Origin of the sequence: Emticicia sp. CRIBPO, assembly GCF_009905725.1 — a bacterium.
GTDB lineage: Bacteria > Bacteroidota > Bacteroidia > Cytophagales > Spirosomataceae > Leadbetterella.
In genome coordinates, this window is record NZ_JAAAKV010000015.1 from 71,405 (window position 1) to 97,969 (window position 26,565).

Consider the following 26,565-nt stretch of genomic DNA (forward strand, 5'->3'; position numbering starts at 1 on the left):
CATGGCACTTATTTCAAAAAAGAAGGTCCCTTATAAAATCTCCCCACAACTCCGGGACTACCTTGTCAAATACGGCAGGGAGAAAGAACTCCCCATCAAATACTCAGACCTGCACCGGTTTGACAACAGGATCACCTTGTATGATAAAAAAGGGAATGACACACTGTGGGAAACCGTCTTCTATCAGCAGTCGGACCTGCTCGAGATTTATGAAAACCTCAAAAGGATTTATGCTGATCTGAAGACCGACGGTGACGAATCGGTCATCAAACACCTGATCGTAGACCGGGTTGATATCTGTACTTATGCCAACACCTCCCCTTTCCGGATCAGGATCAGTAACAAGGTCAATGACAATTACGATTACTTCTATATTAAGAATGCCGACGCTTCCCGTGTTTACGGCCTGGAGCTGGAGCATATTCTTTCTCCCAACGTCATTTCTTATGTAACCAACAAAGAAACCCTGGTCGAAGAACACATCGCAGGAATAACCGGGGACCTGTTTATTCAGAATCACCTTACGGATGTCAACCTTAATCCCATCAGGCTATCAAAAGAGTTTATCAAATTTAATGAGCGGTGTTTTGTCCGCTTATTGGGAGATATGCACTCTTCTAATTTTGTGATCATCGTCACCCCCGACTTTGAGGATTTTCATTACCGGATCAGGGCCATAGATTTTGACCAGCAATCGTACGAAGCCTCCAAATCGGTTTATATGCCCCAGTATTTTAAGCAGAACAATGCGATCATTGAAGTAGGCATGAAGTACATGACCCCGGAATCAGTCAAACAATATCAGATAGAAGAGAGGTCTTTGATATCCAACCGCATGCTGGCAGAAAAAACCAGGCTGCAGGAGCTGATTGAGTCGATGAAAAACGACCGGATATTTCTCCCTCAGAACCTGGTTCAACTCAAGGAAGAATTATCCCTGCATTACAAAAACAAGGATTTCTTAAAATGCAAAAACATGGGTGATGTAGTGGAACTCAGTTTAAACCTGGTCAATATGCACTGATTTATTCCAGGATTCGGAGCAGCAATAATGCAGAGTTCTGCGAAGCAATCACTTTGAAGGTATTGAAATCAACGGTGGCTTCATTGTTAGCGTTGTCGCTCAGGCTTCTGATGACCAGGAAAGGAATATCCAGCTGATAACACAATTGCCCGACCACAGCCCCTTCCATTTCGGCGGCAGAAGAACCTGTTCCATTAAACAACCACTCCGCTTTCTTTTTATCACTGACGAAAACATCACCGGTGGCTATTTTACCGGTATAAATGCCCGGAGTTCTTTTTTCAACTTTTTGAAGCACCAAACCAATACCCGCCCGGGTAGCTTTGGCGATCAAAACCGAATCACATTTAAAATCCAGGGGATTCTGGACTTTATTCAGTACGTTTCTCGTTTTCCTGAGCACCAGTCCTTCCGGCAAAATTTGTCCGTAATCATGATGAAAAACAGACGTGCCGATCACGATGTCTCCGGGAAAATGCTTTGGATTGAGTCCGCCCGCCACGCCGGTAAATATGACCTGAGAAATGTCAAAGAAACTCAGCAGCAAAGTAGTAGAAAAAGCAGCATTGGCTTTGCCCACACCTGATTCGACCACCACTACTTCTTTATTTTTCAGTTTACCGGAATAAAAAACCTGTCCTTTGATCAGCGTATCCTTACGTTCCTTCAATGAATCCAGCACCAGCTTGATTTCCTCAGGCATGGCCCCTATAATACCGATTTTCTTTTTTTGAGAAAAGGCAGGGATTGTAAAAATCTGAAAACAAAACAATAGTAAAATCAGGCTTCTCATATGGTCGGTTTTTCAGCAAAATAAATTCAAAATAACCGGAAGGCATTGCGGTTAATGGCCATAGATCAAAAAAATCAAAGAAAAGAGGCATATAATCCAAAGAGCCGTGGATATTTCTCTATGTTTGGCAAAAATGACCTTCATCAGAACCCAGAAAATGAACCCGAGGATAATTCCCTGTGTGATGGAATAAGAAAAAGGGATTAAAACAAAAGCCAGGAAACACGGTACGGCTTCTTCGAGATTACCCCAGTCGATTTTAGCAATGGGTTTAATCATAAATACACCCACGATGATCAGTGCCGGAGCGGTAGCAATGGAAGGGATCAGCGAAATAAGCGGACCCAGAAACATGAATGGTAAAAATAACAACCCTGCGACAATAGCCGTAAGTCCTGTTCTTCCACCCTGTTCAATACCCACCGCCGATTCGATATAGGCTGTTCCGGGGCTTGTGCCTATAATGCCTGAAAAAAGAGTCGAAAATGCGTCTGTAACGAGTGACTTCTTCACATTCCGGGGTTCACCGCTTTCGTCGTATAAACCGGCCGCTTCGGCCAGTCCGAGAAAAGTGGAGAGACTGTCAAACATGTCTGTAAAGGCAAAAGCAAAAATGACAGGAATAAAAGAGAACTTCAGTGAACCCAGGATATCAAGGCTGCCGATCAGGCTGAAATCTGGCTGTGAAAAGAATCCCGTAAAATTGATGAGGGTTTTGCTCCCGAAATTAACAGCAGAGGCATCACCCCAAAGCCTCCCGATAGGAAAAGCCATGAGGCTGATCAGTAAAATACCGATGATGATCCCACCTTTCCATTGTTTGACCACCAGGGTGGTCATGATCACCAATCCAATCCAGAAGGTTATTCCGATGGGATCGCGGAAAGAACTCATCCCCACCAGTGTAGCCGGATTGTCTATGATGACATGGGCATTCTGAAACCCTATAAAAGCAATAAAAAGACCGATCCCTGCAGAGATGGCATATCTCAAAGACTGTGGGATGGCTTTTGAAATCTGGGACCTGATATTAAAAACAGACAAGACCAGGAAAAACACTCCCGCCCAGAAAACCGCCCCCAAGGCTGTCTGATAGGTCATGCCCATCCCTTTAACGGCGGTGAAAGTAAAAAAGGCATTCATGCCCATTCCGGGTGCAACCACAATGGGGTTTTTAGCATAAATACCCATCATCAGACTGCTGAAAAATGAAAGCAAAACTGTGGACGTCAGTACAGCATTATAAGACATCCCTGCCTGGCTCAGTATCGCGGGATTGACGACAATGATATACATTGTAGCCAAAAAAGTACTTATTCCTGCCAATACTTCGGTTTTGATGCTGCTCTGTTCCATTTTATCAGGATTTGAAAATCGTGATAAACAGCAATGCCCAGCCTGCCAGAAGCAGCGTACCGCCTATCGGGGCCACCGCACCGAAAGCCTTGATCCCGGTAAAGCATATAATGTATAAACTGCCGGAGAAAATAATCACACCAGCCAAGGTAGTGTACCCGCTATATTTTAAGGTCGAAGCCGTAAAGTCCTTACTGAGCAATCCGATCAGAATCAGGAACAAGGCGTGGTAAAACTGGTATTTAACCGCAGTTTCGTAAGTCTCCAGCCGGTTTGAAGCCTCCAGCATCGATTTAAGGGCATGGGCACCAAACGCCCCCAGGCCAACCCCCAGAAAACCCAGCACCGCACCGGATAGCAGAAATAACTTATTCATGATATATCGTTAATTATTAAATGTAGCCCTCTGAAAATCTGAAACATGCGTTTTGATCTTCAAAATAGTAACGGTAAAACTACAACAGAATCGCGAAACTTGATAAAGAATTATCCCTCATAAATGAAATAATCTGACAAAATATCAGGTCTTTTGGCTTTATAATCTGCCATCATATAAGGTCCGATTTTATAATCACGTTTTTTTGGCATAAATTTGCAGCATGATCAACGTTATCTCATGAAAAATTTATTTGTTATTTTTCTTGTTTGGATCGTCGCCAGCGGGTGTGCGAATACATTTAACAAAAAAAAGACTAAGATTGTTGATGGTAAAATAAGCTCATACAACGAAGATTTGTCTGTTTTCCGTCCGAAATTTGATAAGCAGGAGGAAGTCGCAGAACAAAAACAAGAGCAAGCCACCGAAGTCTCAGATCCTGGTAAAGATCCGAAAAGTGTAAACACGGAAGTGAATGCCATCCTGGATCGTGTTGCCGAAAGGAATAAAAACGCTTCAGAAGCCCAGGGGTACCGTATACAACTTTGGGCAGGCAACAGTAAGGCCGAGTTTGAAGGGGCCAAGGGATACATCCTGCAGTTTTTTCCTGAACTGGAAATTTATGCTTCCTACAGCCAGCCTACTTACCGTATTAAAGTAGGTGACTTTTTAAGTAAAATGAGTACTGAAAAATATTTTTCGTCCATAAAATCCAGATTCAGCTCTGCCAGGATCATTGCCGACAAAATTGACCTGAAAAAAAGTTTAGATTTAAAATAATTTACAAAGACAGATCATTATCAGATGAAGAAAGCACTAATTACAGGAGTTACCGGGCAGGATGGTGCCTACCTGGCAGAATTCCTGCTCAATAAAGGATATGAAGTTCATGGTATCAAAAGAAGAGCTTCGTTGTTTAATACAGACAGAATTGACCATTTATATGAAGATCTTCATCATGATGATGTAAAATTCGTTTTGCATTACGGTGATTTAAGTGATTCCACCAACATCATACGCATTATCCAGGAAGTGCAGCCTGACGAAATTTATAACCTCGGGGCCATGTCTCATGTTAAAGTAAGTTTCGACGAACCGGAATATACCGCCAATGTTGATGGTATCGGAACATTGAGAATCCTTGAGGCGGTTCGTCTGCTTGGATTGATCGAAAAAACCAGGATTTACCAGGCATCCACTTCTGAGCTTTATGGTCTTGTACAGGAAGTTCCCCAGTCTGAAACGACGCCTTTCTACCCGAGATCTCCTTATGCCGTCGCTAAACTTTATGGTTACTGGATCACGGTCAACTACAGAGAAGCTTATAATATGTATGCCTGTAACGGTATACTTTTCAACCACGAGTCCCCTTTACGTGGTGAGACTTTCGTAACCCGTAAGATCACGAGAAGCGTTGCTCAGATTGCCCTGGGCCTTGATTCTTGTCTTTATCTTGGTAATCTTGATGCCAAAAGAGACTGGGGACATGCCAAGGACTATATTGAGGCCATGTGGCTGATCCTTCAGCAGGATACCGCTGAAGATTTTGTCATTGCTACCGGAATCACTACTACGGTAAGAGATTTCGTTAAAATGGCCTTCGCTGAAATCGGCGTTGAAGTAGAATTCAAAGGACAGGACGAAAAAGAAGAAGGTTTTGTGGTAAGTTGCTCAAATCCCGAGTACCAGATCCCTGCCGGAACGAGAGTCGTGGCTGTTGATCCAAAATATTATCGCCCGACAGAGGTTGAGTTATTGATCGGAGATCCGACCAAATCCAAAACCAAATTAGGATGGGAGCCTAAATATGACCTTCCGGCACTTGTGCAGGAAATGGTTCAGGCTGACCTCTACTTGTTCAAAAACCAGCCTAAAGTCAATAAAGCAGGAAGACCTGTCTAAAATATTCTGATTTACCATAAAAATCCGCTTCAATTATCCTGGGGCGGATTTTTTGATTCATAATAAGATACCAAAAGCTGATCAGTAATGGACAATTCTCGAGACAGGATCATTATCCGGCAGGGCAGTATAAAAGATTGCCTGGAAGTAAGCTCCCGTATCCCGGAGTTTTCTGACCATCAGTACAATGAGGCCGTTTACCATGAGCGTCTGGATAACAAACCGCATTTGATACTGGTCGCTTTCCGGGGTGGTATTCCCGTGGGATTTAAGGCCGGTTACGAAAGGGATGCCGACGGAAGTTTTTACAGCTGGATGGGAGGAATAGTTCCGGAATTCAGACAACTGAAAATTGCCCGGCAACTGGCAGAAGAGCAGGAATTATGGGCAAAAAAACAAGGATATAGCTCAATCATCTTCAAAACCAGAAATTATCTGAAAAGCATGCTTATCTTTGCATTAAAAAATGGCTTTCATATTATTGACATCCTGAAAAAGGAACAGGAAGAAAACCATAGAATAATACTAAAAAAAATACTCTGAAAAAATGATTTATCCGATTGTCGCCTACGGGGACCCTGTGTTGAGAAAAGAAGCAAAAGACATAAAACAGGGAGAAATTGATGTGAAAAAGTTGTCTGAAGACATGTTTGAGACCATGTACTCAGCTTCCGGTGTAGGGTTGGCGGCTCCACAGATCGGGCTGAATATTCGCATGTTTGTAGTAGACGGAACGCCCATCAACCAGAATGCGGAAGAGGGTGAAGAAATTGATCATTCACTTACAGGTTTCAAAAAAGTGTTTATCAACGCCGAAATCCTGGAAGAAAGCGGTGAAGAATGGGCGTATGAAGAAGGTTGTCTGAGTATTCCGGGCATCAGGGCCGACGTTTATCGTCCTGAAACCGTTAAAATAAAATATCTCGATACGGATTGGGTAGAACATACCGAAGAATACAGCGGCATTGCAGCCAGGATCATTCAGCACGAATACGATCATATTGATGGTATTTTGTTTACCGACCACCTGACCCCTCTCAAAAAACAAATGCTCAAGAAAAAACTCAACAATATCCAGAAAGGGATTGTTGACGCCGAATATAAAATGAAATTCTACAAATAAGCCCGTTTTATGGAAAGCCTCAGAGTCACCCTGGTTCAGTCTGATTTGTATTGGGAAAACCCCACAGCCAACCTGGCCATGTTTGAGGAAAAAATATCCGGACTGGTGGACCAGACCGACCTGATCGTTCTCCCTGAGATGTTCAACACCGGTTTTTCTACCAACTACTCAGAACCCATGAACCTGACCACCCACAAGTGGATGAAACAAATGGCTACTCAGACGGGAGCCATTGTAACAGGCAGCATGGGAGTCAAAGAAAAATCAGGAAATTACAACCGCCTGCTGTGGGTTCACCCATCCGGGGCAACGGATTATTACGATAAAAAGCACCTTTTTAAATATGGTGGTGAGCACGAAAAATTTTCTCCGGGACAATCCAAGCTCATAAAACCCGCCAAAGATTTTAACATCAGCACCCTGATCTGTTATGACCTGAGGTTTCCGGTATGGAGCAGAAACATCAGCAACGGCTTTGATGTTTTGATCTATGTGGCGTCATGGCCTGAGCCCAGAATTGAAGCCTGGAGTACTTTACTCAAGGCAAGGGCCATTGAAAACCAGTGTTATGTCATTGGGGTAAACCGCCTCGGCTCAGACGGGAACGGGCTGAAATACAACGGCCAATCAGCCATCATAGATTACAAAGGTCAGGTAATTGAGCAGCTGGGAGACCGGGAAATTGTGAAGACTTTTGAAATCAGTAAAGAGCCCCTGCTGGATTACAGGAACCAATTCCCCTTCTATAAGGATGCAGACGCCTTCGAAATACTGCATTGATTTCAAGCATTATAAATGTCTCAGGAAGTAGTTCCCGGTTGATTAAATTCAATTAATGTCAGATTATTATGCAACCTTGCATCAATTGCTGTCATCTTTAAGTTTGTAAATCTATTTCCAATCTAAATTATCATTCCATGAAGTATTTGCTTTCATTATCCGCCATTCTGTTATTTTCAACATTCACTTTTGCCAATCCTGATGTTGAAGTATTTTCACAGCCATCTTACGAATTTGAACAATTAGACCAGATCGAATCATTTATCGATAAAAATCAGGGTATTTCACTGAATGAGTTAAAAAACAACCACGCCGACGTATTAGCAGACGTGACCTTGATTGAAGATACCGGAGCTACTTTAAACATCACCAAAGAAATGCCTCTGCTTGGCGGATTCTGGTGGGGATGCTGTCTGGGAATTATCGGCTTAGCCCTGGTTTATTTCATTACCGACAATGACAAACTTGAGGTAAAAAATGCTTTGATAGGATGTATCATTTCAACCCTTGTCGTAGGAGTCGGTGGCATCCTGGATCCTTTCAACTGGTTCTGATCCCCTCATTGATTTCTGATTTTATACCTGAAAAGGGCGTCTGCAGACGCCCTTTTTGGTTTTATAGGCATTAATTATGTATCTTTCGAGCCGTAAAACTTTCTCCTTTTTAACAAACTTATGCGTTTAGAAAAAACTATTCAGTTGCTGTCTGACCTTGTTGCATTCCCGGTTCTGGGAGGCGAAAGCAACCTCACCATCGTTGATTACATCGGAAAATATCTGGAAGAAAATAATGTTGAATACCAGCTGGTTAAAAATCCCGAAGGTACGAAGGCCTCTATGCATTGCAGGATAGGGCCTGCAGTAGACGGGGGTTTGATTTTATCCGGTCATACGGATGTGGTGCCTGTAGCCGGACAAGCCTGGGATACAGATCCGTTTGTACTCACCGAAAAAGACGGAAAATTATATGCCCGCGGTTCTGCCGACATGAAAGGTTTTCTGGCTTCTTGCCTTTCCAGCATTCCTGCGATGCAGGCTGCCAGTCTCAAAAAACCTATTTATCTTGCTTTTTCCTATGATGAAGAAATAGGTTGCCTGGCAGCCCCTGAACTGGTAGAAGCCATCAACCGGTTTTATGAAGAAAAACCACAATTTGCCCTTATCGGAGAGCCTTCTGTATTGAAACCTATCGTAGGTCAGAAAGGCATCTGTGTGCTGGAAACCATCGTTCACGGCTCTGCAGGGCACAGCAGCCGGATAAAACAGGAGGTAAGTGCCATTCATGTGGCGGCCAGGTTAATTACATGGCTGGAAGATAAAATGGAAGACATCAGCCGGAACAATACCGACGAAAGGTTTCATCCCAATCACACCTCATTGCATGCAGGCATTATCCACGGCGGGATTGCCCCGAACGTGATTTCAGACCGCTGCAGTTTTCATTGGGACATCAGGAATATTCCGGGTGACAACCTGCACAAAATCATCGAAGATTTTGCGGCTTATTCCAAATCCCTGGAACAGGAACTTCAGAAGAGATTTGCAAGAGCCAGAATCGAAACCATAGAACACCACCCCCCTGTTCCGCCACTGGATACTCCGGAACATTTACCGATTGTCAATCTGATCCGGAAAATCAGCCGGACTGAAGAACTGGATACGGTAGCCTATGCCGCAGAAGCGGGTCAGTTTGCCCAGGGAGGATTTGAAGCTGTTATTTGCGGACCGGGAGACATTGCACAAGCACACAGGGCCAACGAGTTCATCGAAATCAGTCAGCTGGAAAAAGGCCTTGCCATGATTGACAGGCTAATAGAAGAATTCAGCTGAACATCAATCCCAGCCGAAATAGTCAACAATCAAAAGGTAGATTTTGTAACAACCAAAACCGATAACAATACCGATGACGTCAGCCAGGATATCATAATAATCAAATGACCTGTTAAATCCTGCCGGGAGAAGCTTCTGGACAATCTCTACCAGGTAAGCAAAAAGAGAAAGGCAGATAAAAACAAACCAGTATGAAGGGATAAAACCAAGCCAGGAAAATCCAAGAGCGGCAAAGGCTAAAAAATGTACTGTCTTATCAAAAAAAGGCAAATCAGTTTCCGGAACAGTATCCGAGGGTATAAAGCAGATTGTAGCTACAAACAGGGTAAGTAAAATAGCTAAATATGGCTTTTTTAAGAAGTTAACAATCCAGTTCATTTAACTGTACACTTTTAATTGTGTTTTTTGAATATGACTGCAAACTAAGGTTTAAAAAATCATTCGAGCAAATATATTTTCTGACAATATACAGCACAACATGCAACATTGTTGCATGTTGTGCTGTTTTAGTTTATATTTATGCTCTAAACCTTATATATCATGCGTATATTCAGTTATATTACTTGCCTACTCATTCTTTTTAATACAGCCAACAGCTTCTCTCAGGCAAATTCTCCTGTCAAAATAAGCTGGGGTGACCTGACAGACGTTAAGTTTAATCGCAAATATCACAAGGAGCTGGAAGAGTTTTTCCTTTTCCCGACATTCGGGCCCAAAGTCAGGAGTCTCGAGGGCAAAACCATTGAGATTAAGGGCTATATGATCCCCGTCAGCCTGGAAGAAAACCTCCTGGTGATTTCCTCAAAACCCATGGCCTCCTGCTTTTTTTGCGGAGCTGCGGGGCCGGAGTCCATCATCCAGGTGAAAATGTCCAGAAAAACCGCCTTCAAAACAGACCAGGTGGCTACTATTCAGGGGAAACTGAAACTCAATCCGGACGACATCAATGAGCTCAATTATATCCTGTTGGACTCTTCCGTTTCACCGCCATCCAAGTGATTTACCGGCTGGTAATTTATCAATATCACAAGCCCTCATACAACAAGTTTTTTGTTGTCAAAACCAATTTATTACACCCTTCGTAAGTTATTCATAATAAGAGCTTAGCTAAAACAAAAGGAAGCCTTGCCGGTCAGCCTTTTCAAACAGTACATTATCACTTAAAAATTGTACTTTACATGGGTTTATTGACAAAACTGCACAGGTTGTTTTAACAAAAACCTATTAATGTGTTATTTTCGCTATTTAGTACAACAATCTTAATATAAAAGATGTCAGAAGAGGGTAAAATAAGGAACTTGAATTTTATTGAAGAAATCGTTGAAGCGGATCTTGAAGCGGGCAAAAATGACGGGCGGTTACTTACGCGTTTCCCTCCGGAGCCTAACGGATATCTGCACATTGGCCACGCAAAATCTATATGCCTGAACTTTGGTCTGGCCATAAAATATGGAGGAGGTACCAACCTCAGATTTGACGACACCAACCCGGTTACTGAAGACACTGAATATGTAGATTCCATCAAAAATGATGTAAAGTGGCTAGGTTTTGAATGGGAGAATGAATTGTATGCTTCCGATTATTTCGACCAGCTTTTTGAGTTTGCCAAAGTACTTATCAGAAAAGGCTTTGCTTATGTAGACGACAGTTCTTCTGAAGAAATGGCCACATTGAAAGGAGTTCCTTCTATGCCCGGCACAGACAGTCCATACAGAAGCAGGTCGATAGAAGAAAACATGGCCTTGTTTGAAGGCATGGCTAATGGCGATTTTGAAGAGGGAACGAGAGTACTCCGTGCCAAAGCCGACATGTCTTCCAGCAATATGCTGATGAGAGACCCTATCATTTACAGGATCAAATTTGCCCATCATCACCGTACCGGCGACAAGTGGTGCATTTACCCGATGTATGATTTTGCTCACGGGCAATCGGATTCCATAGAAGGTATCACCCACTCGATCTGTACCCTTGAATTTGTTTCTCACAGGGAATTGTACGACTGGTTTATCGAAAAACTGGAGATTTTCCCGTCCAAACAATATGAATTTGCCAGACTTAATCTGAGTTATACCATTACCAGTAAAAGAAAACTACTTCAACTGGTCAATGAAAAATATGTTTCCGGCTGGGATGACCCAAGAATGCCGACGATTTCAGCGTTCCGTCGGAGAGGGTACACACCAAAAGCAATCCGTGATTTCTGTGACAGAATCGGAGTAGCCAAACGCGACAACCTGATCGATGTCAGTCTGCTTGATTTCTTTGTAAGGGAAGACCTGAACAAACTGGCTACCAGGGTTATGGCTGTTTCTGATCCGGTTAAGGTGGTCATCACTAACTTTGAAGAAGGTCTGACAGAAACCTGTGAGCTTGAAAACAACCCTGAAGATCCTGAATCGGGCGTTCGTGAAGTGCCGTTTACCAGGGAAATTTATATAGAAAAGGAAGATTTCATGGAAAATCCTCCGAAAAAATATTTCCGTCTTGCTCCCGGCCAAATGGTCAGACTCAAAGGGGCCTACATCATCCAGTGTGACGAAGTCATCAAGAATGAATCGGGTGAACTGATAGAACTGAGATGTTCACTGGTCAAAAACAGCAAAAGCGGGCAGGATGAATCAGGCCTGAAGGTCAAAGGGACCATTCACTGGGTTTCGATCCCCCACGCCATCAAGGCCGAAGCCAGGATTTATGACCGCCTGTTTAAGGTAGAAGATCCCGGCAGTGAAGAAGGAGATTTTAAAGATTACATCAACGAAAACTCTCTTGAGATCAAGGAGCTTTATGTAGAACCTTATCTTGCCAATGCTACGACAGACGCTAAATATCAGTTTATCAGAAACGGATATTATGTTTTAGACCCGGATTCGAGAGATGGGAAACTGATCTTTAACAAGACAGTCGGCCTGAAAGATTCTTTCAAAATAGAAACGGCGAAATAAAAAATACAAGAGAGGTTTTCCTCTCTTTTTTTATGCCCGTTATCATAGGCTTTTAAATCATATTCGCTTACTTTTGGTCATTCTACGTATTCAGAGCAGTTATAATAAGAAAGATGTCCTTCAAACGACACTCTCCTATGGACTGGCTGCAGCATTATTAAAATAGTATGACAAACAAAAAAGAAATCCAGTTTTTAGAAGGTCCGAGATCCAGGTTTGAAGAATTTTTCTTTGCTTTTGACGTCCTTAAAGAATTCATCAAAGGCTTCAGGTCACTGCACTTTGTAGGCCCGTGTGTAACGATCTTCGGTTCTGCCCGGTTTGACGAATTCAATCCTCACTACATTCAGGCCCGGGAACTGTCAGCTAAAATAGCAAGTGCCGGCTTTACAATCATGACAGGCGGAGGTCCCGGCATTATGGAAGCAGCCAACAGAGGTGCTAAAGATGTTGGCGGTAAATCAGTGGGTTGTAACATCGTATTGCCTCATGAGCAGCACCAAAACCCATATCTGGACAAATGGGTCAATATCAAGTATTTCTTTGTCAGGAAGACTTTGCTGATCAAGTATTCTTACGCTTTTGTTATTTGTCCCGGTGGCTTCGGCACGATGGATGAGTTTTTTGAAGCCCTTACCCTTGTCCAGACCAACAAGATCAAAAGATTCCCCATTGTGATTCTGGGCAAGGACTTTCATCAGCACCTGATCAGGCACATAGAAATGCTGATCAATGAGAAGACCATTTCAGCAGAGGATAACAAACTCTTTCTAGTCACCGATTCAGTGGACGAAGCGGCAGAATTCATTGCCAGTAACACTATTACCCAATTTGGCCTGAAATATAAACCTAAAGCTATTTTAAGAGAGAAATGGTTTGGGAGATAAAACCACTATTTAGAAATGTAACGCTTATAATTAAACTTCAATTCTTCTGAAGGCTTATCCTTATGCTCCATCAGGACATACATATTGATTTCATTTTCAGAGATTTTCTCAAAAGTAAATCCGTCAAAAAAAACCTTGCCGGGAGTTACTTTGATTAACCTGAATTCTTCCCGCTCATCTTTTTCTTCCCATCCTTTCAGGTCTGCATTGAAATGTTTTAATCTGAGCACCAGCGTGCCGTTTTCCTGGCTCATGGCTCCGAATTCATAGAAAATCACTTCTTCTTTGATGGCCATTTTAAAGGAAAACATTTTCGATCCGGCCATCGTGGGCGACCAGATTTCTTCGGTTACACCTCCCATCGCCTCTCCCCGCCAATGTCCGGTAAGCCAGTCTATCACCTGCAAATCAGCCGCAGGTGAGATAGTCCCTTCCTTCCAGAACATTGTATGCTGGCCGGATTGAGAAAAGCAGGAAAAAACCGGAAATAGTAAAAGGATAATGAGATGCTTCATGGTATTCATTCAAAAACACACAGATTATATATTTGATAGACGCTTCAAGCCAGTTTACCTGTTCGGCAGCCAAAAAAGAAGTTCGTTTTTAACCGGTAGATACTCACAGCCGTGCGTGTCTGCCGGGTCAAATCAGGTATTCATTAGTCAGAACGTATCCGGAAAATCTTTCAAATATTTAACGGAAGGGAATCACAGTTAAGATCAGTAGTCTCCGCCTGCACCGCCGCCACCGAAGCTTCCGCCGCCAAATCCACCGAAGCCACCACCGCCTCCTCCTCCACCGGACCAGCCGCCGCCGCCCCAGCTTCCGGATTGCCTACCCCAACCTGTATAGGTAGTGTATGGAAAACCCGCATCGAAGAGTCCTCTTCCACCACCACCGCCACCTCCACGGTTTTTGCGGATAATGATGAAGATGATGATCAGAACAATAATAATGAATATAAATCCGCCGATCCCGCCATCATCGTCTTTGGGTTCAGCTTTGTATTCACCTGAAGCGTATTTAATAATTTCGTCTGTGGCTTTGTCAAGTCCCTCATAATACCGTAATTCCTTAAAGTTGGGAGCTATAAAATTAGTGATGATCTTCTTGGCATAAATATCCGGCAAAACACCTTCCATGCCGTATCCGGTAGCGATAAACACTTTCCTGGTGCCGGGAGCCCAAAGGAGCACAATACCGTTATTAAAATCTTTCTGTCCAACACCCCACTCACGGCCCAGCTTGAAAGCATATTCCGAAGTCTCATAGGGCTCTGTAGTTCTCACAATTACCACCACGATCTGGGTACCTGTAGAATCATTATAGGCGACCAGTTTCTTCTCCAGGGCGTTTACCTGGTCTGTACTCAAAAGCCCACCCACAAAATCATTGACCAGCCGCGGAGGGTTTGGTTTCGGGGGAATATCCTGAGCAAAAACACCAAATGTAAGGATTGAAAAAAGTAACAGCAGCTTCGTTGACATATTTATCTTGTTTTCCGGGATCTTAATCACCCAAAACTAATTTCGTCTGATAATTCGTTAACATCTCCGGATTGATAAGGAAAGTATTTTTTAAGCTGCAATCCGGCTTCATAAATTCCATTGGAAAAACCTTCTACAAACTCTCCGTTTTTAAAATGAAAAGCAAGGAGCTTGCTGGTTGAGTCCCAGAAATCCTGCCCTACCTTATCATTGATCCCTTTATCGCCCAAAACAGCAAATTTGTGATCGTCATAGGCGAGATAAAAAAGCACACCGTTTCGCAGGGCTGTCTTATGAAGAGACAGGAACTCGAATATCTCCCTGGCACGGGCCATCGGATTATTACCCGGGCACTCTTTTTCAATATGCACCTTGATCTCACCGGAAGTCATCCTTTCGGCTTCCATAATGGCTTGTGTAATACTTTTCTGGTCGGATTCGCTGAGTAACATAAAAGGTAACCCCGCCGAAGCGGGGATTAGTTTATTTATTTCTTGAAATCAAAGTTAACATCAGGGGCATTTTGTGCACCGGCTGTGGCTTCGAAGAAAGCTTTGGCTGAGAATCCGAAAATTCCGGCCATAATATTGTTCGGGAATGAACGAACAGAAAGATTATATTCACCCACACCTGCGTTAAAGTCTTTTCTTGACACGGCAATCCTGTTTTCAGTACCTTCCAGCTGAGCCTGAAGGTTCAGGAAGTTCTCATTTGCTTTCAATGTAGGATACTGCTCAACAGAAACAAGCAATCTGCTCAAAGAACCACTCAACTGATCTTGTGCCGCCTGGTATTTCTGCATGTTTTCAGGGGTAAGGTCGTTGGCATCCAGTTTGATCTGCGTAGCCGCAGCCCTTGCCTGAATTACTTCTGTCAATGTAGATTTTTCGAAATCTGCAGCTCCCTGCACGGTTTTAACAAGATTTCCGATCAAATCCGCACGACGCTGATACTGCGTTTGAACATCTGCCCACAGATTTTGAACTTTGGTATCTTTTTGTACCAGACCATTGTATGAATTGCAACCTATTACACCGAATATAAGGACGATGGCTGCGATAATTAAATAACCTTTTTTCATTGCAAGTATTATTTTGGTTTTAGAAAATTTGTTCAAATATATAAAAAGCTCTTATATCCGTAATATTTATTTTTACAGAAGGATAAAAACCATTTTTAAGTGTCGTTTTTGATATTCAGGACATCCATCTTTTAGATTTGATGATCGGAACTTTGGGATAATCACCGGCACTGGCAGAAATCTGGTGACCCGTTTCAACATTCATAAAATGATGAAGATGATCAGAAGACACTTCTTTGAGTTCGGGCAACCAGAGTTTGATAAACTGACACTCCGTATCATATTTCTTGGACTGTATCACCGGATTAAAATACCGGTCCTCACGCGGGTCTGTCCCGATACCCGCAATATAGTTCCAGTTACCCCAGTTGCTGCACACATCATAATCTATGAGCTGGCTTTCAAAATAGAGGGCTCCCCACCACCATTCCACTCCCAGATCTTTGGTGAAAAAGCTCGAAACAATCTGCCGGCCCCGGTTAGACATATAGCCGGTATATTTTAATTCCCGCATACAGGCATCCACAATCGGCACACCGGTCATGCCATTGACCCACTTATTGAAAAAGTCTTTATTTTTCTTCCATCTCTTAACGAGGTCATGCTTAATCCCGCTTCTTTTGAAAAGCCTTATACCGAATTTTAAAGCGATAAAGTGGAAATAATCCCTCCAGAGCAATTCAAAAATCAGCCAGTAAGTCGATTCATTGGCGGCCACTTCCTGTTCATACCGGTTTACTTCCCAATAGATTTGTCTTGGCGATAAACATCCCATACTCAGCCAGGCAGAAAATTTGGTTGAGTAATCCGACCCTACCATTTCATTGCGGGTACCCTTATAGTTCTGAATAAGGTTTTTGTCCCACAAGTAATAATTAAGCCGTTTTAAGCCTTCCGTTTCACCACCTTTAAAAGGATGGGCAGCCCGCTCATCATGCGGTTTAACTTTAAAACCCAGGTCTTCCATCGAGGGAATTTCAGGAATTTCAATATCAATGATGGTCTCCAGTTGCCCGACCGTTTCAAAACACGGCCTAACCTTAGCGGTATTAGCTATTTTTTTTCTGAAATCCGTAAAAACATCAGGAATATAATGAATCTGAAAAGGCAGGTCGCGGGCATGATAGAGTGTCGAACCCCAGATCAGGTCTATATCAATATTTAAGGGCTTCAGTTTTTGTGACAGGGCCGACTCCACGCTGGTTTCTTCCTGGGTTACTTCTTTTGAAGCAAACACATGGCTGACCTTCAGATCATCCGCAATCCTGGAAATGATTTCTTCGGGCTTTCCTGTTAAAACGATCAGGTCTGACCCTTTGGCCTGGAGACTTTGCTTAAGGTCTCTGAGCGATTCGAGCAGAAACTGGGTGCGAAAATATCCCGTACGAACAAATCCAAGTGAGTTTTTCTCCAGCTGACGCTCGTCAATAACATAAACAGGCACCACCCGGCCTTTTTGCGAAGCCAGCAGAAAAGCTTCATTATCGTGTAGTCTGAGGTCGTTTCTAAACCAAAAAAGAATATTTTCCATCAAAACAAAAAAAATTAAATCCGTAACAACACGTTACCGGTAAATGTCTGTAAATATAGCCTAAATTAGTGCTTCTGTACTAATTATTCTTTGCAAAACAGGTATTAATAAAGCCGTTTTGTCATAACAAGTGCCTGATAATTCTAAACAAGTGCGTACCAAATCAAGTTTAAAAGAGAAATTAAACATCTGCTGAACACCCATGTATGTATCATTGACCATTGCTAAATACTCAGGCATCAGAAGTCCGATGGGATTTCTTTCGATGGCTCTGTTCAGGTTGTTTTTATATCCCGATTCACGCGTTCTGTTCTATAAACTTTTAGGCACCGGCAAAAACGGCACTTTTGACATGAAGCCTGATTTCTTCAGTTGGGGACTGCTGGCTACCTGGAAAAATAAAGAAGATTTTGACGACTTTTTACGGACATCGTTTATTGGTAAGTACTGGAAGTTATTCTCAAGTGAAAACTGGACTATTCTTTGTCAGCCGCTGCAATCCCACGGACAGTGGGACGGCAAAAAACCGTTTCATTCAACATCTGAACAGGTAAGCTGTGAGGGCCCTGTGGCAGTGTTGACGAGGGCTACCATAAGGGTGTCTAAACTCAGAGCTTTCTGGTCAAACGTGGGGGCGGTGGCAGAAGAGATGAAAAGGGCCGAAGGCTTCATATCGTCAGTGGGCATCGGAGAAGTCCCGTTTTTAAAACAGGCCACATTTTCAATCTGGGAAAATCAGGAATCAATTGACGCATTTGCCTATAAAAAGCATGCCCACAGGCAGGTCATAAAGAGAACAAGAGCCGGTCAATGGTACAGTGAAGAGTTATTCGCCAGATTCGTTCCTGTGGCCACTTACGGCACATTTCCGGGGTCAAAATTATCGTTCCAATTTTCTAATAATGAAGTACTTAACAATTAATTAATTTCATTTTGTTGATATTTTAATGTAGAATTTCAAGAAAGGAAGTTGGTTTGATAATTGTACTTTTTTGATTTTAAAAAAACACTTACTTTTGTCTGTATTAAAATACTTTACTAAGACAATAAAATTTTTCTTCTGGACAAATTAACCCCAAATTTCAATTTTTATGAATCAAAAATTTACCTTTTTGCGAAAGGCAGGAATGTTGCTTTCAATGCTTCTTCTTGCATTTTCAGGATTTGCTCAGGTAACTACCTCTGCCATTTCCGGGATTGTTAAAGACGACAAAGGTGAGGGCCTTCCGGGTGCAACAGTAGTAGCTCTGCACGTACCGTCAGGTTCAAAGTATGGTACTGTTACTGACGTGAGCGGAAGATACATCATCCCTTCTGTCAGAGTCGGCGGACCTTACAAAGTTTCAGTTTCTTTCGTTGGTTTTGAAGATCAGTCTGTGGATGGGGTAATTGCCAACCTTGGTACTGCTGCTAACGTCAACTTCAAACTTTCTGAAGCAGGTAAAACGCTTGAGGAGGTAGTTGTCCGTTCAACTAAAAGTGATATCTTCAGTTCTGACCGTACAGGAGCTGCGACCACTATCGGAAAAGAGGCTATGTCTGCTCTTCCTACCATCGGTCGTACCATCAATGACTTTACCAGATTAACTCCTCAGGCGAGTGGTTCTTCTTTTGGTGGTCAGGATAACCGTCTTAACAACATCACTATTGACGGTGCGGTATTTAACAGTAGCTTCGGTTTGGGTAGCAACCCGGGTGCCCGTACGAGTGTGGCTCCGATTTCACTGGATGCTATCGAAGAGGTTCAGGTAAACGTTGCTCCTTTTGACGTTCGTCAGACTGGCTTTACAGGTGCCGGCTTAAACGCGGTAACTAAAAGTGGTACCAACGAATTCCAGGGATCAGTTTTCACTTTGTGGAGAAACGAAGGTTCTACTTACCTTGGCAGAAAAGCAAAAGATCAGGAAATTTCTATCAGCAAATTCAATAAAAGCATTTATGGTTTCCGTTTAGGCGGTCCGATCATTAAAAACAAGCTTTTTTTCTTTATCAACGCAGAGCTTGAAAAACGCGTGGATCCGGGTACTACCTGGCTGGCTAAAAACTCAAGCCGTACAGGTTCGAATGTTACCCGTGTTGAAGAAGCTGACCTTCAGGCTGTTTCAGCCCTTATGCAAAGCAAATTCGGATATGAAACCGGTGCTTACGAATCATTCAACCTTAATACTATCGGTAATAAGTTTTTGGGTCGTTTAGACTGGAACATTAACAATAATCACAAATTCAACATTCGTGTATCTTACCTGAATGGTGATGCTGAGAACCTTATTTCTAACAGTAACTCTATCGGTTATGGTAACAGACGTACGCTTCAGACTGCGATGTCTTACAAGAACTCAGGTTATATCCTTAATGAAGACGTCACTTCAGCAGTAGCTGAATTGAACTCAAGCCTTCTTTCGGGTAAAGCGTCTAACAACCTTATCGTAGGTTATACTTACAATAATGAGGACAGGTCTTATATGGCCCCGTTGTTCCCATCTATTGATATCCTGAACGGATCAAGTAACTATATCTCTGTAGGAACGGATCCATTCACGCCATATAACTTACTTAACTACGGTACATTCCAGTTGAGCGATAACTTCTCTTACTATGCCGGAAAGCATACGCTTACTGCTGGTATCAGTCTTGAGCGTTTCCACTCAAATAACTCGTTCTACTCTGCAGCAATGGGAGCTTACGTGTTCAACTCACTGGATGATTTCAAAACAGCGATGAATGCATACGATCCGAGTGCAACGATCACTCCGGGTACAACACAGTCACTGGTTCCTTTGAGATTCCAATACAGATATTCATTGCAGGGAGATGAGCTTCCGCTTCAGCAGTTGAAAGTTACTTACCCTGGTATTTATATCCAGGATGAGTTCCAGGTTTTACCTAACTTCAAACTAACTTACGGTCTGCGTGCTGATATTCCTTTCTTCCAGAACACAGGATTTGAAAACGCTGCCATTGCCGCTATGACATTTGTTGACGAAACAGGTAAAAACGTTAAATACAGCACTTCTAAACTTCCTGATGCCCGTCCTTTGTGGTCTCCACGTCTAGGATTTAACTGGGATGTTAAGAGCGACGGAAAAACTCAGCTTCGTGGTGGTACAGGTATCTTCACAGGTCGTCCTCCGTTTGTATGGATCTCTAACCAGATCGGTAACAATGGTGTTCTTTCAGGCTTTATTGATACAGGTAACTCAAACAACTCTAAGGCTTATCCGTTTACCATGAACCCTGGTATTTATAAGCCAACCTCTCAGTCAGGAACAGTTACTTACGATATCAACGTAACCGACCCGTCTTACAGATTCCCTCAGGTATGGAAAACCAACCTTGCTTTGGATCAGAAACTTCCGTTCGGAACCATCTTTACTTTGGAAGGTATCTACAGCAAAGCGGTTAATGCCACTTACTACATCGATGCCAATAAAAAAGCACCTACAGGTACTTTCACCGGTCCTGACAGCCGTCCTCGTTATGCGGGTTCAGGTGGATCAGCCAACAACAACCGTATCAATGCTAACGTAGTAAACACCCTTGTTTTGAAAAATACAAACCAGGGATATGCTTACTCACTTACTGCGAAACTTGAGAAACCATTCACTAAAGGTTTCTACGGTATGGCTGCTTACAACTTCGGTGAAACAAAAGACTTCGCCAGCCCGGGATCAACGGCTGCCACTTCTTACTCTAACCTGATTTCCGACAGAGGTAGTAACTATGTTGATCTTACTTATTCTGATAACGATCAGCGTCACCGTGCTATCGCGGCCTTGTCTTACAAAATCAACTATGGTAAAAGCATCGGAGGATCTACCCAGATCTCCCTTTTCTACGAAGCTCGCAACCAGGGTCGTTACTCGTTCATCTACTCTAATGATATGAACGGTGACGGTTTGACCAACGACGTTATTTATATCCCTAAGTCTGCAAGCGAACTTAGCTGGGCTCCTCTGACTATCGGTTCAGGTGCTACTGCGGTTACTTACTCAGCTGATCAGCAGATTGCTTTGTTTGATAAATTTATCGAGCAGGATAAATACATGAGCCAGCACAGAGGAGAGTACGTTCACCGTAACTCTGGTGTGTTCCCTTGGGTAAAACGTGCTGACTTAAGTATCGTACAGGAATTCATGGTGAAATCAGGTAACGTTCGTAACGTCCTTCAGATCCGTGCTGATATCCTGAACGTTGGAAACTTGCTTAACAACAACTGGGGCGTAGGATTTACCCAGGTAAACAGCCGTCCGCTTACGTTGGCTTCTGTTAGTGCTGCAGGTCTTCCTACTTACCGTATGGCTACCCAGACTAAAGGTGGCAAGACTATCCCTATCGAGGATACTTACATCAATTCAGCAGGTACCAGTGATGTATGGCAGGCTCAGTTGGGCTTACGTTATATCTTTAACTAAGAATACCTCATTCTATATAAAAAGCCGGCTCAAACGAGCCGGCTTTTTTGTTTTTATCAGTCAGGCTTTCCAACCAGAAAAGGGTAATAAGAGTCCTCATTTTTTATTCTTATTAATCCAATTCTTTATTATGTTAAAAAAGTTAAGTTTCGCTGTCTGCATTTTGTACCTCTCTTTAAGCTGTTCCGATCCTGAAAAATTCATCTATCCCAATGATGGCCTTGTCATCGATAAAACACTGACCGAACTGAAAGCCGTAGGCCAGTATTCAGGGGCATCTACCTGTACTGCGGTATTTGTCAGATTCTCTGAAAACCTTCAGAGTCCGGCTTATGTCCTGACCAACGGTCACTGCGTTCAGGGCTGGTCACAAAACGAAGTTAATTTTAATGTTCCTGCTACAGATCATTATGTCACTTTCAATATGTTTAAGGACAGCACCTCAGCCAATAAAGTAAAAATACAGGCCAAAAAGATCGCTTATTCTACCATGAAAGGCACCGATCTGGGCATTGTGGAATTAAATGCCACAGTAGGCGAACTGGCCCAGAAAGGCATTAAGCCTTTTAACATAGCCGGAGGCATCCCGAAGTCTGGAACCGCTATTAAATCCTATGGTATTCCGGTTACCGGCATACCCCAGGAAAGCCAGTTTCTTCGTCAGTCATCTTCTGTGGTAATGGGTAAAACCGACCTGATCGAGTTTTCGTGGAGCTGGTGGGATATGTATGCCACCATGATGCCGGATATCAAGGGCGGAAGCTCGGGCTCGCCGGTTTTTGCCGACCTGAGAGACGGTGTGATCGGCCTGATCAATACCACGACTATTGACGCCGAAAGCCCCTGTTACCTTGGAGCTCCCTGCGAAAGTGTTGCCTCAGGCATCAGATTCTCTCAAAATACCAGCTATTTCCTGTCTGTAACCGAGCTTAAAGGATGTTTTAATACAGAAGGGGTATTTAATCCTGACGCTCCGGGGTGTAAGCTGGATAAAGGAAAACAAGCCAATATAGAAGGAAGTCCTATCGGAGCAATTAACCCGACAATAAACCTGGCAGGAAGTAATACCCCTGCTCAAAAAAACTGGAATTACACCATCCTGGACCAACCGTATTATCGTTATAAAATCGGAAAAATGGGTACCTCAAACCCAAGAGACATCAACGGTTACGGACAGGCCATCCAAACCTCGGTGAAACCTAAAATAGAAGATCTTTTGCCGGTTGAAGAAGGTCATTATTACCTGGCTGTCATTGGTGGTCCAAGCCCTGTTTTCGATCAGACCTGGCAGCAGCCGGCGTTTGCCACACTGGCCAGAATTGAAGTTGATAAAAAAGCTCCTACCAAAGAGCCTTCTATCTCAGTCAATGACTTTGATGACGCTTACAGGGTTTCACTTAACTTTTCTCCGCCTGAGCTCGGCAATTATCTTTATAAAATCGGTGACCTTAACGCTGATCCCAATGACATGAAAGGCTATGTTACTTACCGGAGAATTCCATTAACCATCAGCAAAAAAGACTTACCGGTCAAGATCTGTGTAATCGGTTACGACATGGCCGGCAACCCTACCAAGCCAGCCACCAGGTCTATTTTCAAATAATCTTCTTTCCGTATTTCCGGCCTGTTCCGGAAGTACGGAAATCTTCAAAATGATTTGGAAGAGGGTTTGTGTTTTTGAGAATTTAGCCTCAATTTTAGGAAAAATAATCATTCATGAATCTAAATCTTTCTGACAAAACAGCCCTGGTATGCGGCAGCACCCAAGGCATCGGCTGGGCCTCCGCCTTTGAACTGGCCCTGATGGGAGCAAACGTGACCCTCATGGCCAGAAATGAAGCATCCCTTCAAAAGAAGCTGGCCGAACTTCCAAAAAATGAAACGCAAACGCATCGATATATCGTGGCTGATTTCAGCCATCCCGACAGTGTTTCTGCTACGATAAAATCATATCTGACTGAGTATCCCGAAGTTCATATCCTGGTCAACAACTCAGGCGGGCCTGCAGGCGGGGCCATTATAGATGAATTACCTGAAAAATTCGTCAGGATTTTCGAACAACACCTGGTGTGTAACCAGATACTGGTCCAGGCCTGTGTCCCTTCTATGATCAGTTCCGGGTTCGGCAGAATTGTCAACATCATTTCAGTATCTGTCAAACAGCCCATTTTAGGCCTGGGAGTCTCGAATACCGTCCGGTGGGCGGTGGCTTCGTGGTCAAAAACCCTTTCAAAAGAAATTGCGAAACATGGCATTACAGTCAACAATGTCTTGCCAGGTTACACTTTAACCGCCCGGCTCGACCAGGTCAACGACATGCGGGCCAGTAACGACGGCGTATCAAAAGCGGAAGTAGAGAAAGCATTAACAGATACCATTCCTACAAAAAGATTTGCTACAGCTGAGGAAGTAGCCGCAGCAGTGGCTTTTCTGTGCAGTCCGGCAGCAGCCAGCATCAATGGCATCAATGTCCCTGTAGACGGAGGTCTTGCAGCTTCACTCTGAAAAATAAAGGGAGCCGGAGCTCCCTTTATTTTAATATTTATCATAAAATCTTTTTACCCTGCTGGTAAACTGATCATAGATGGGCTTACAAAACTCTATGAACAGTTGCTGAGGAGCCGGGGGCAATTCCTCCCGTCTTTGCGTCAGCATAAGCTCTTCCTTATTCAGGGCTCTTTCGTCGCCATTGTAAGAAGCCCACTCATTGACCCAGGTAAATTCTCCGGGAAGTTCTTCTTTTAATAATGTCTTGTTGCTTCTGAAATCATAAATTTCAAGCAACATCACCCCTCTTGACCTCACGACCTTGCGGCTTTTGGTGATCCTGGCTTTCACTTTACCATAAACATCCTGGTTTTTACCGTTCACTTTTGTTGTTCCTACTTTCACGCTATCCTTGCTGGTCACTTCATACCTGTCAGTCTGCACGTTGGTTTCGCCGACTACAAAGTCCAGAAACTCCAGCCTGACCACGTGATCCGGCTTCAGCTTCACTTGTTTGGCTTCAGCAGGGTCATAGAACCTGATAAATTTATTAAGCCTCTTATTCGTCCTTAAAAACTCGTCAATCCTGCTCTGGAAGTATTCATGACTGTAATTAAACAGCCGGGAGTTGAGTTTAGGTTGCTCTACCACCACATGAAACGACCCCGCATTGAGAGCTTCCTCTATCCTGATATTTACATCTTTATAGTTTGGGGCATAAGATTGCAGAAATTCATAATTATTATAGGCTTCTCTGGCTGCAGGTATAGTTCCTTTCCTAAGCAATTCCTCCGCAGCATCATACCTTTCCCCGGCCGCAATGTCTTTTGACTGTTGAGCTTCGGCAAAATAAGATTGTGGCGTTACCAGTCTCCGGCAAGGCACACACTGTTCTATCATATCGTGCAGAGCATTAAGCCTCTGATAACTTTCCACCACTCTTTCATAGCGAAACTGCTGATTGGCTGACTTGGCCCTGGAGATGTTATTCAGGAGGTCTTCACTGGCATACTTATAGGCCGTCGGAAGTACGGCAGCGGCTTTATCATTATCCGTGTCTTTTCTTAATTTTTCGACAGACTGGACCACAGCATTGTAATAGTCGCCTTTCTCAAGGGCTTTCGTTCCGGACTTCCGGCAGGCTTGTCCTGCGACCAGAACAGCCAGGATCAAGGTTAATTTAAAGGGTTTCATGGCGTGCTTTAGTTATATTATTTCCTTTTTTTCAGAAATTAAACAGAAAGGTTTTTATTTTCATTATTCATTAAAGTGGTTAACAAATCTTTAGCATTTTTAATGAAAGAAGATGTAAGAGACAATAATGGCCGTTACCACCCCCGCGAGATCAGCCAATAAGCCGGCCGCCAGGGTATACCTGGTATTCTTGATGTTTACCGAGCCGAAATAAAGAGCAAGGATATATAAGATGGTATCAGACGAAGCCTGGAACACACAGGACAATCTTCCTATAAAAGAGTCAGCACCATGTGTTTTCATCGCGTCAATCATCATGGCCCTTGAGCCACTGGCACTTAAAGGGTGCATCAGTGCCGTGGGTAAAGCTTCTGTAAAATCGGTGTTCAGCCCGGTTAGCGAAAACAGGAATTTCAAAGCATCAACGACATAATCAAGTGCCCCGCAATTTCTTAAAGCACCGATAGCCACCAACAAACCTACCAGGTATGGTATGACTTTAATCGAAGTCTCAAAACCACTTTTGGCCCCGTCAATAAATGCGGCGAAAACATCCACTTTTTTATATACTCCCCCGCCGATAAATCCGACAATAAAAATGAGCAGTACCAGGTTGCTGACTACTTTTGAAGTGGTTTCGATTTCTTCTTTAGGCAAATTTCCAAAATACCAGATAACAAACCCGATAAAGGCCGTCAGCCCGACAAGCCAGCTCATCAGGGTTTTGTCAAAAAAGTTTAGCTTCTGACGAATACCCACGAAAAGCAATCCCGTGAGCGTGGCCACATAAACCGAAATAAGGGCCGGGATAAAAATATCCGAGGGATCAGCCGCGTTGTAGATCGCCCGCTGTGCAATAATGCTGACGGGAATCAGTACAGGACCCGCACTGTGCAGCACCATAAACATGATCTGGGCATTGGAAGCCGTATCTTTGCTCGGATTAAGCTCCTGTAAACTCTGCATGGCTTTTAAGCCGAACGGCGTGGCCGCGTTGTCCAGCCCCAGCATATTGGCCGAAAAGTTCATGATCATCTGACCGTTCGCCGGGTGATCTTTAGGCACTTCAGGGAATAATTTACTGAAAAACGGTGCAATCACCTTAGCCAGCTTTCTGATTGCCCCGGCCTCTTCACCTACCTTTAATATCCCCAGGAAGAAGGTCATGACACCAATCAACGGCAAAGCAATGTCCATGACTGCCACCCTGGAAGAATTGAACATGCCTTCCACAATGATTTTAAAAATTTCAGTATCTCCGCTGATGAAGAATTTAAGTAAGGCGACTACAAAAGCCACCAGGAAAAATGCTACCCAAATATAATTTAATGCCATATATGCTACGCCGGGTTTATTTGTTT

At 43.3% G+C, this 26,565-nt stretch carries 26 protein-coding genes; 15 read left to right on the forward strand and 11 right to left on the reverse strand.

Annotated features, from left to right (window positions below):
• Window position 1 precedes the first annotated feature (1 nt).
• Window positions 2-1,024 (forward strand): hypothetical protein, encoded by a 1,023-nt coding sequence (locus GVN16_RS23955; protein WP_166566500.1) that lies wholly within the window; start codon window positions 2-4, stop codon window positions 1,022-1,024.
• Window position 1,025: 1 nt separating this feature from the next.
• Here the strand turns inward: GVN16_RS23955 and GVN16_RS23960 are convergent, their stop codons facing one another.
• From GVN16_RS23960 to GVN16_RS23970, 3 genes are read right to left on the reverse strand one after another with little or no spacing between them, the layout of a single operon-like run.
• On the reverse strand, window positions 1,026-1,817 hold the full coding sequence (locus tag GVN16_RS23960; protein WP_166566501.1) for a 5'-methylthioadenosine/adenosylhomocysteine nucleosidase: 792 nt from the start codon (window positions 1,815-1,817) through the stop codon (window positions 1,026-1,028).
• Between the two features lie 51 nt (window positions 1,818-1,868).
• Window positions 1,869-3,173, reverse strand: a complete 1,305-nt coding sequence (locus GVN16_RS23965) for an NCS2 family permease (RefSeq protein ID WP_166566502.1) — start codon at window positions 3,171-3,173, stop codon at window positions 1,869-1,871.
• Between the two features lie 4 nt (window positions 3,174-3,177).
• Window positions 3,178-3,549 (reverse strand): DUF423 domain-containing protein, encoded by a 372-nt coding sequence (locus GVN16_RS23970; protein WP_166566503.1) that lies wholly within the window; start codon window positions 3,547-3,549, stop codon window positions 3,178-3,180.
• Window positions 3,550-3,789: 240 nt separating this feature from the next.
• Between GVN16_RS23970 and GVN16_RS23975 the strand changes: the two genes are divergently transcribed.
• The 7 genes from GVN16_RS23975 to argE all read left to right on the forward strand — a co-directional run bounded on the left by GVN16_RS23975 (window position 3,790) and on the right by argE (window position 9,183).
• Window positions 3,790-4,329, forward strand: a complete 540-nt coding sequence (locus GVN16_RS23975; RefSeq protein ID WP_166566504.1) for an SPOR domain-containing protein — start codon at window positions 3,790-3,792, stop codon at window positions 4,327-4,329.
• 24 nt (window positions 4,330-4,353) lie between these two features.
• A complete protein-coding gene (gmd, locus tag GVN16_RS23980) occupies window positions 4,354-5,451 on the forward strand; it encodes a GDP-mannose 4,6-dehydratase (protein WP_166566505.1) in 1,098 nt (365 codons plus the stop codon).
• An 87-nt stretch (window positions 5,452-5,538) separates the two neighbouring features.
• Window positions 5,539-5,994: a GNAT family N-acetyltransferase gene (locus GVN16_RS23985; protein WP_166566506.1), complete on the forward strand. Its 456-nt coding sequence runs from the start codon at window positions 5,539-5,541 to the stop codon at window positions 5,992-5,994.
• Window positions 5,995-5,998: 4 nt separating this feature from the next.
• Window positions 5,999-6,574 carry a peptide deformylase gene (def, locus tag GVN16_RS23990; protein ID WP_166566507.1) on the forward strand — a complete coding sequence of 192 codons (576 nt, stop codon included), beginning with the start codon at window positions 5,999-6,001 and terminating at the stop codon, window positions 6,572-6,574.
• 9 nt (window positions 6,575-6,583) lie between these two features.
• Window positions 6,584-7,354: an amidohydrolase gene (locus tag GVN16_RS23995; RefSeq protein WP_166566508.1), complete on the forward strand. Its 771-nt coding sequence runs from the start codon at window positions 6,584-6,586 to the stop codon at window positions 7,352-7,354.
• Between the two features lie 137 nt (window positions 7,355-7,491).
• Window positions 7,492-7,908 (forward strand): hypothetical protein, encoded by a 417-nt coding sequence (locus tag GVN16_RS24000; protein ID WP_166566509.1) that lies wholly within the window; start codon window positions 7,492-7,494, stop codon window positions 7,906-7,908.
• 120 nt (window positions 7,909-8,028) lie between these two features.
• Entirely contained in the window at window positions 8,029-9,183 is a 1,155-nt protein-coding gene (argE, locus tag GVN16_RS24005) for an acetylornithine deacetylase (RefSeq protein ID WP_166566510.1), read from the forward strand.
• A gap of 3 nt (window positions 9,184-9,186) precedes the next feature.
• Here the strand turns inward: argE and GVN16_RS24010 are convergent, their stop codons facing one another.
• Complete coding sequence (locus GVN16_RS24010; RefSeq protein WP_166566511.1) at window positions 9,187-9,561, reverse strand: VanZ family protein; 375 nt, start codon at window positions 9,559-9,561, stop codon at window positions 9,187-9,189.
• 162 nt (window positions 9,562-9,723) lie between these two features.
• Here GVN16_RS24010 and GVN16_RS24015 point away from each other — a divergent pair, with 162 nt between their 5' ends.
• The 3 genes from GVN16_RS24015 to GVN16_RS24025 all read left to right on the forward strand — a co-directional run bounded on the left by GVN16_RS24015 (window position 9,724) and on the right by GVN16_RS24025 (window position 13,012).
• Entirely contained in the window at window positions 9,724-10,182 is a 459-nt protein-coding gene (locus tag GVN16_RS24015) for a DUF3299 domain-containing protein (protein WP_166566512.1), read from the forward strand.
• Window positions 10,183-10,454: 272 nt separating this feature from the next.
• Window positions 10,455-12,125 (forward strand): glutamine--tRNA ligase/YqeY domain fusion protein, encoded by a 1,671-nt coding sequence (locus tag GVN16_RS24020; protein ID WP_166566513.1) that lies wholly within the window; start codon window positions 10,455-10,457, stop codon window positions 12,123-12,125.
• Between the two features lie 167 nt (window positions 12,126-12,292).
• Complete coding sequence (locus GVN16_RS24025; protein ID WP_166566514.1) at window positions 12,293-13,012, forward strand: TIGR00730 family Rossman fold protein; 720 nt, start codon at window positions 12,293-12,295, stop codon at window positions 13,010-13,012.
• Window positions 13,013-13,017: 5 nt separating this feature from the next.
• Here GVN16_RS24025 and GVN16_RS24030 read toward each other — a convergent pair whose 3' ends face one another.
• The 5 genes from GVN16_RS24030 to GVN16_RS24050 all read right to left on the reverse strand — a co-directional run bounded on the left by GVN16_RS24030 (window position 13,018) and on the right by GVN16_RS24050 (window position 17,111).
• Entirely contained in the window at window positions 13,018-13,458 is a 441-nt protein-coding gene (locus GVN16_RS24030) for a DUF6265 family protein (RefSeq protein WP_229244338.1), read from the reverse strand.
• 273 nt (window positions 13,459-13,731) lie between these two features.
• Window positions 13,732-14,499, reverse strand: a complete 768-nt coding sequence (locus GVN16_RS24035) for a YgcG family protein (protein WP_166566516.1) — start codon at window positions 14,497-14,499, stop codon at window positions 13,732-13,734.
• 26 nt (window positions 14,500-14,525) lie between these two features.
• The gene (locus tag GVN16_RS24040; RefSeq protein ID WP_166566517.1) at window positions 14,526-14,951 is read right to left on the reverse strand and encodes a TPM domain-containing protein; all 426 of its coding nucleotides are present in this window, start codon (window positions 14,949-14,951) and stop codon (window positions 14,526-14,528) included.
• Window positions 14,952-14,986: 35 nt separating this feature from the next.
• Window positions 14,987-15,580, reverse strand: a complete 594-nt coding sequence (locus tag GVN16_RS24045) for a LemA family protein (RefSeq protein WP_166566518.1) — start codon at window positions 15,578-15,580, stop codon at window positions 14,987-14,989.
• A gap of 115 nt (window positions 15,581-15,695) precedes the next feature.
• Complete coding sequence (locus GVN16_RS24050; protein WP_166566519.1) at window positions 15,696-17,111, reverse strand: DASH family cryptochrome; 1,416 nt, start codon at window positions 17,109-17,111, stop codon at window positions 15,696-15,698.
• Between the two features lie 202 nt (window positions 17,112-17,313).
• Between GVN16_RS24050 and GVN16_RS24055 the strand changes: the two genes are divergently transcribed.
• From GVN16_RS24055 to GVN16_RS24070, 4 genes are all read left to right on the forward strand, one after another.
• The gene (locus GVN16_RS24055) at window positions 17,314-18,033 is read left to right on the forward strand and encodes a DUF3291 domain-containing protein (protein ID WP_166566520.1); all 720 of its coding nucleotides are present in this window, start codon (window positions 17,314-17,316) and stop codon (window positions 18,031-18,033) included.
• A 169-nt stretch (window positions 18,034-18,202) separates the two neighbouring features.
• Complete coding sequence (locus tag GVN16_RS24060) at window positions 18,203-21,523, forward strand: carboxypeptidase regulatory-like domain-containing protein (RefSeq protein ID WP_166566521.1); 3,321 nt, start codon at window positions 18,203-18,205, stop codon at window positions 21,521-21,523.
• Between the two features lie 130 nt (window positions 21,524-21,653).
• Window positions 21,654-23,126, forward strand: coding sequence for a serine protease (locus tag GVN16_RS24065; protein ID WP_166566522.1), 1,473 nt, complete (start codon window positions 21,654-21,656; stop codon window positions 23,124-23,126).
• Window positions 23,127-23,239: 113 nt separating this feature from the next.
• On the forward strand, window positions 23,240-24,028 hold the full coding sequence (locus GVN16_RS24070) for an SDR family oxidoreductase (protein WP_166566523.1): 789 nt from the start codon (window positions 23,240-23,242) through the stop codon (window positions 24,026-24,028).
• 30 nt (window positions 24,029-24,058) lie between these two features.
• Here GVN16_RS24070 and GVN16_RS24075 read toward each other — a convergent pair whose 3' ends face one another.
• Together GVN16_RS24075 and GVN16_RS24080 are read right to left on the reverse strand one after the other, a co-directional pair.
• Window positions 24,059-25,204, reverse strand: coding sequence for a hypothetical protein (locus tag GVN16_RS24075; protein WP_166566524.1), 1,146 nt, complete (start codon window positions 25,202-25,204; stop codon window positions 24,059-24,061).
• Between the two features lie 99 nt (window positions 25,205-25,303).
• A complete protein-coding gene (locus tag GVN16_RS24080) occupies window positions 25,304-26,539 on the reverse strand; it encodes a nucleoside recognition domain-containing protein (protein WP_166566525.1) in 1,236 nt (411 codons plus the stop codon).
• Window positions 26,540-26,565: the final 26 nt, after the last annotated feature.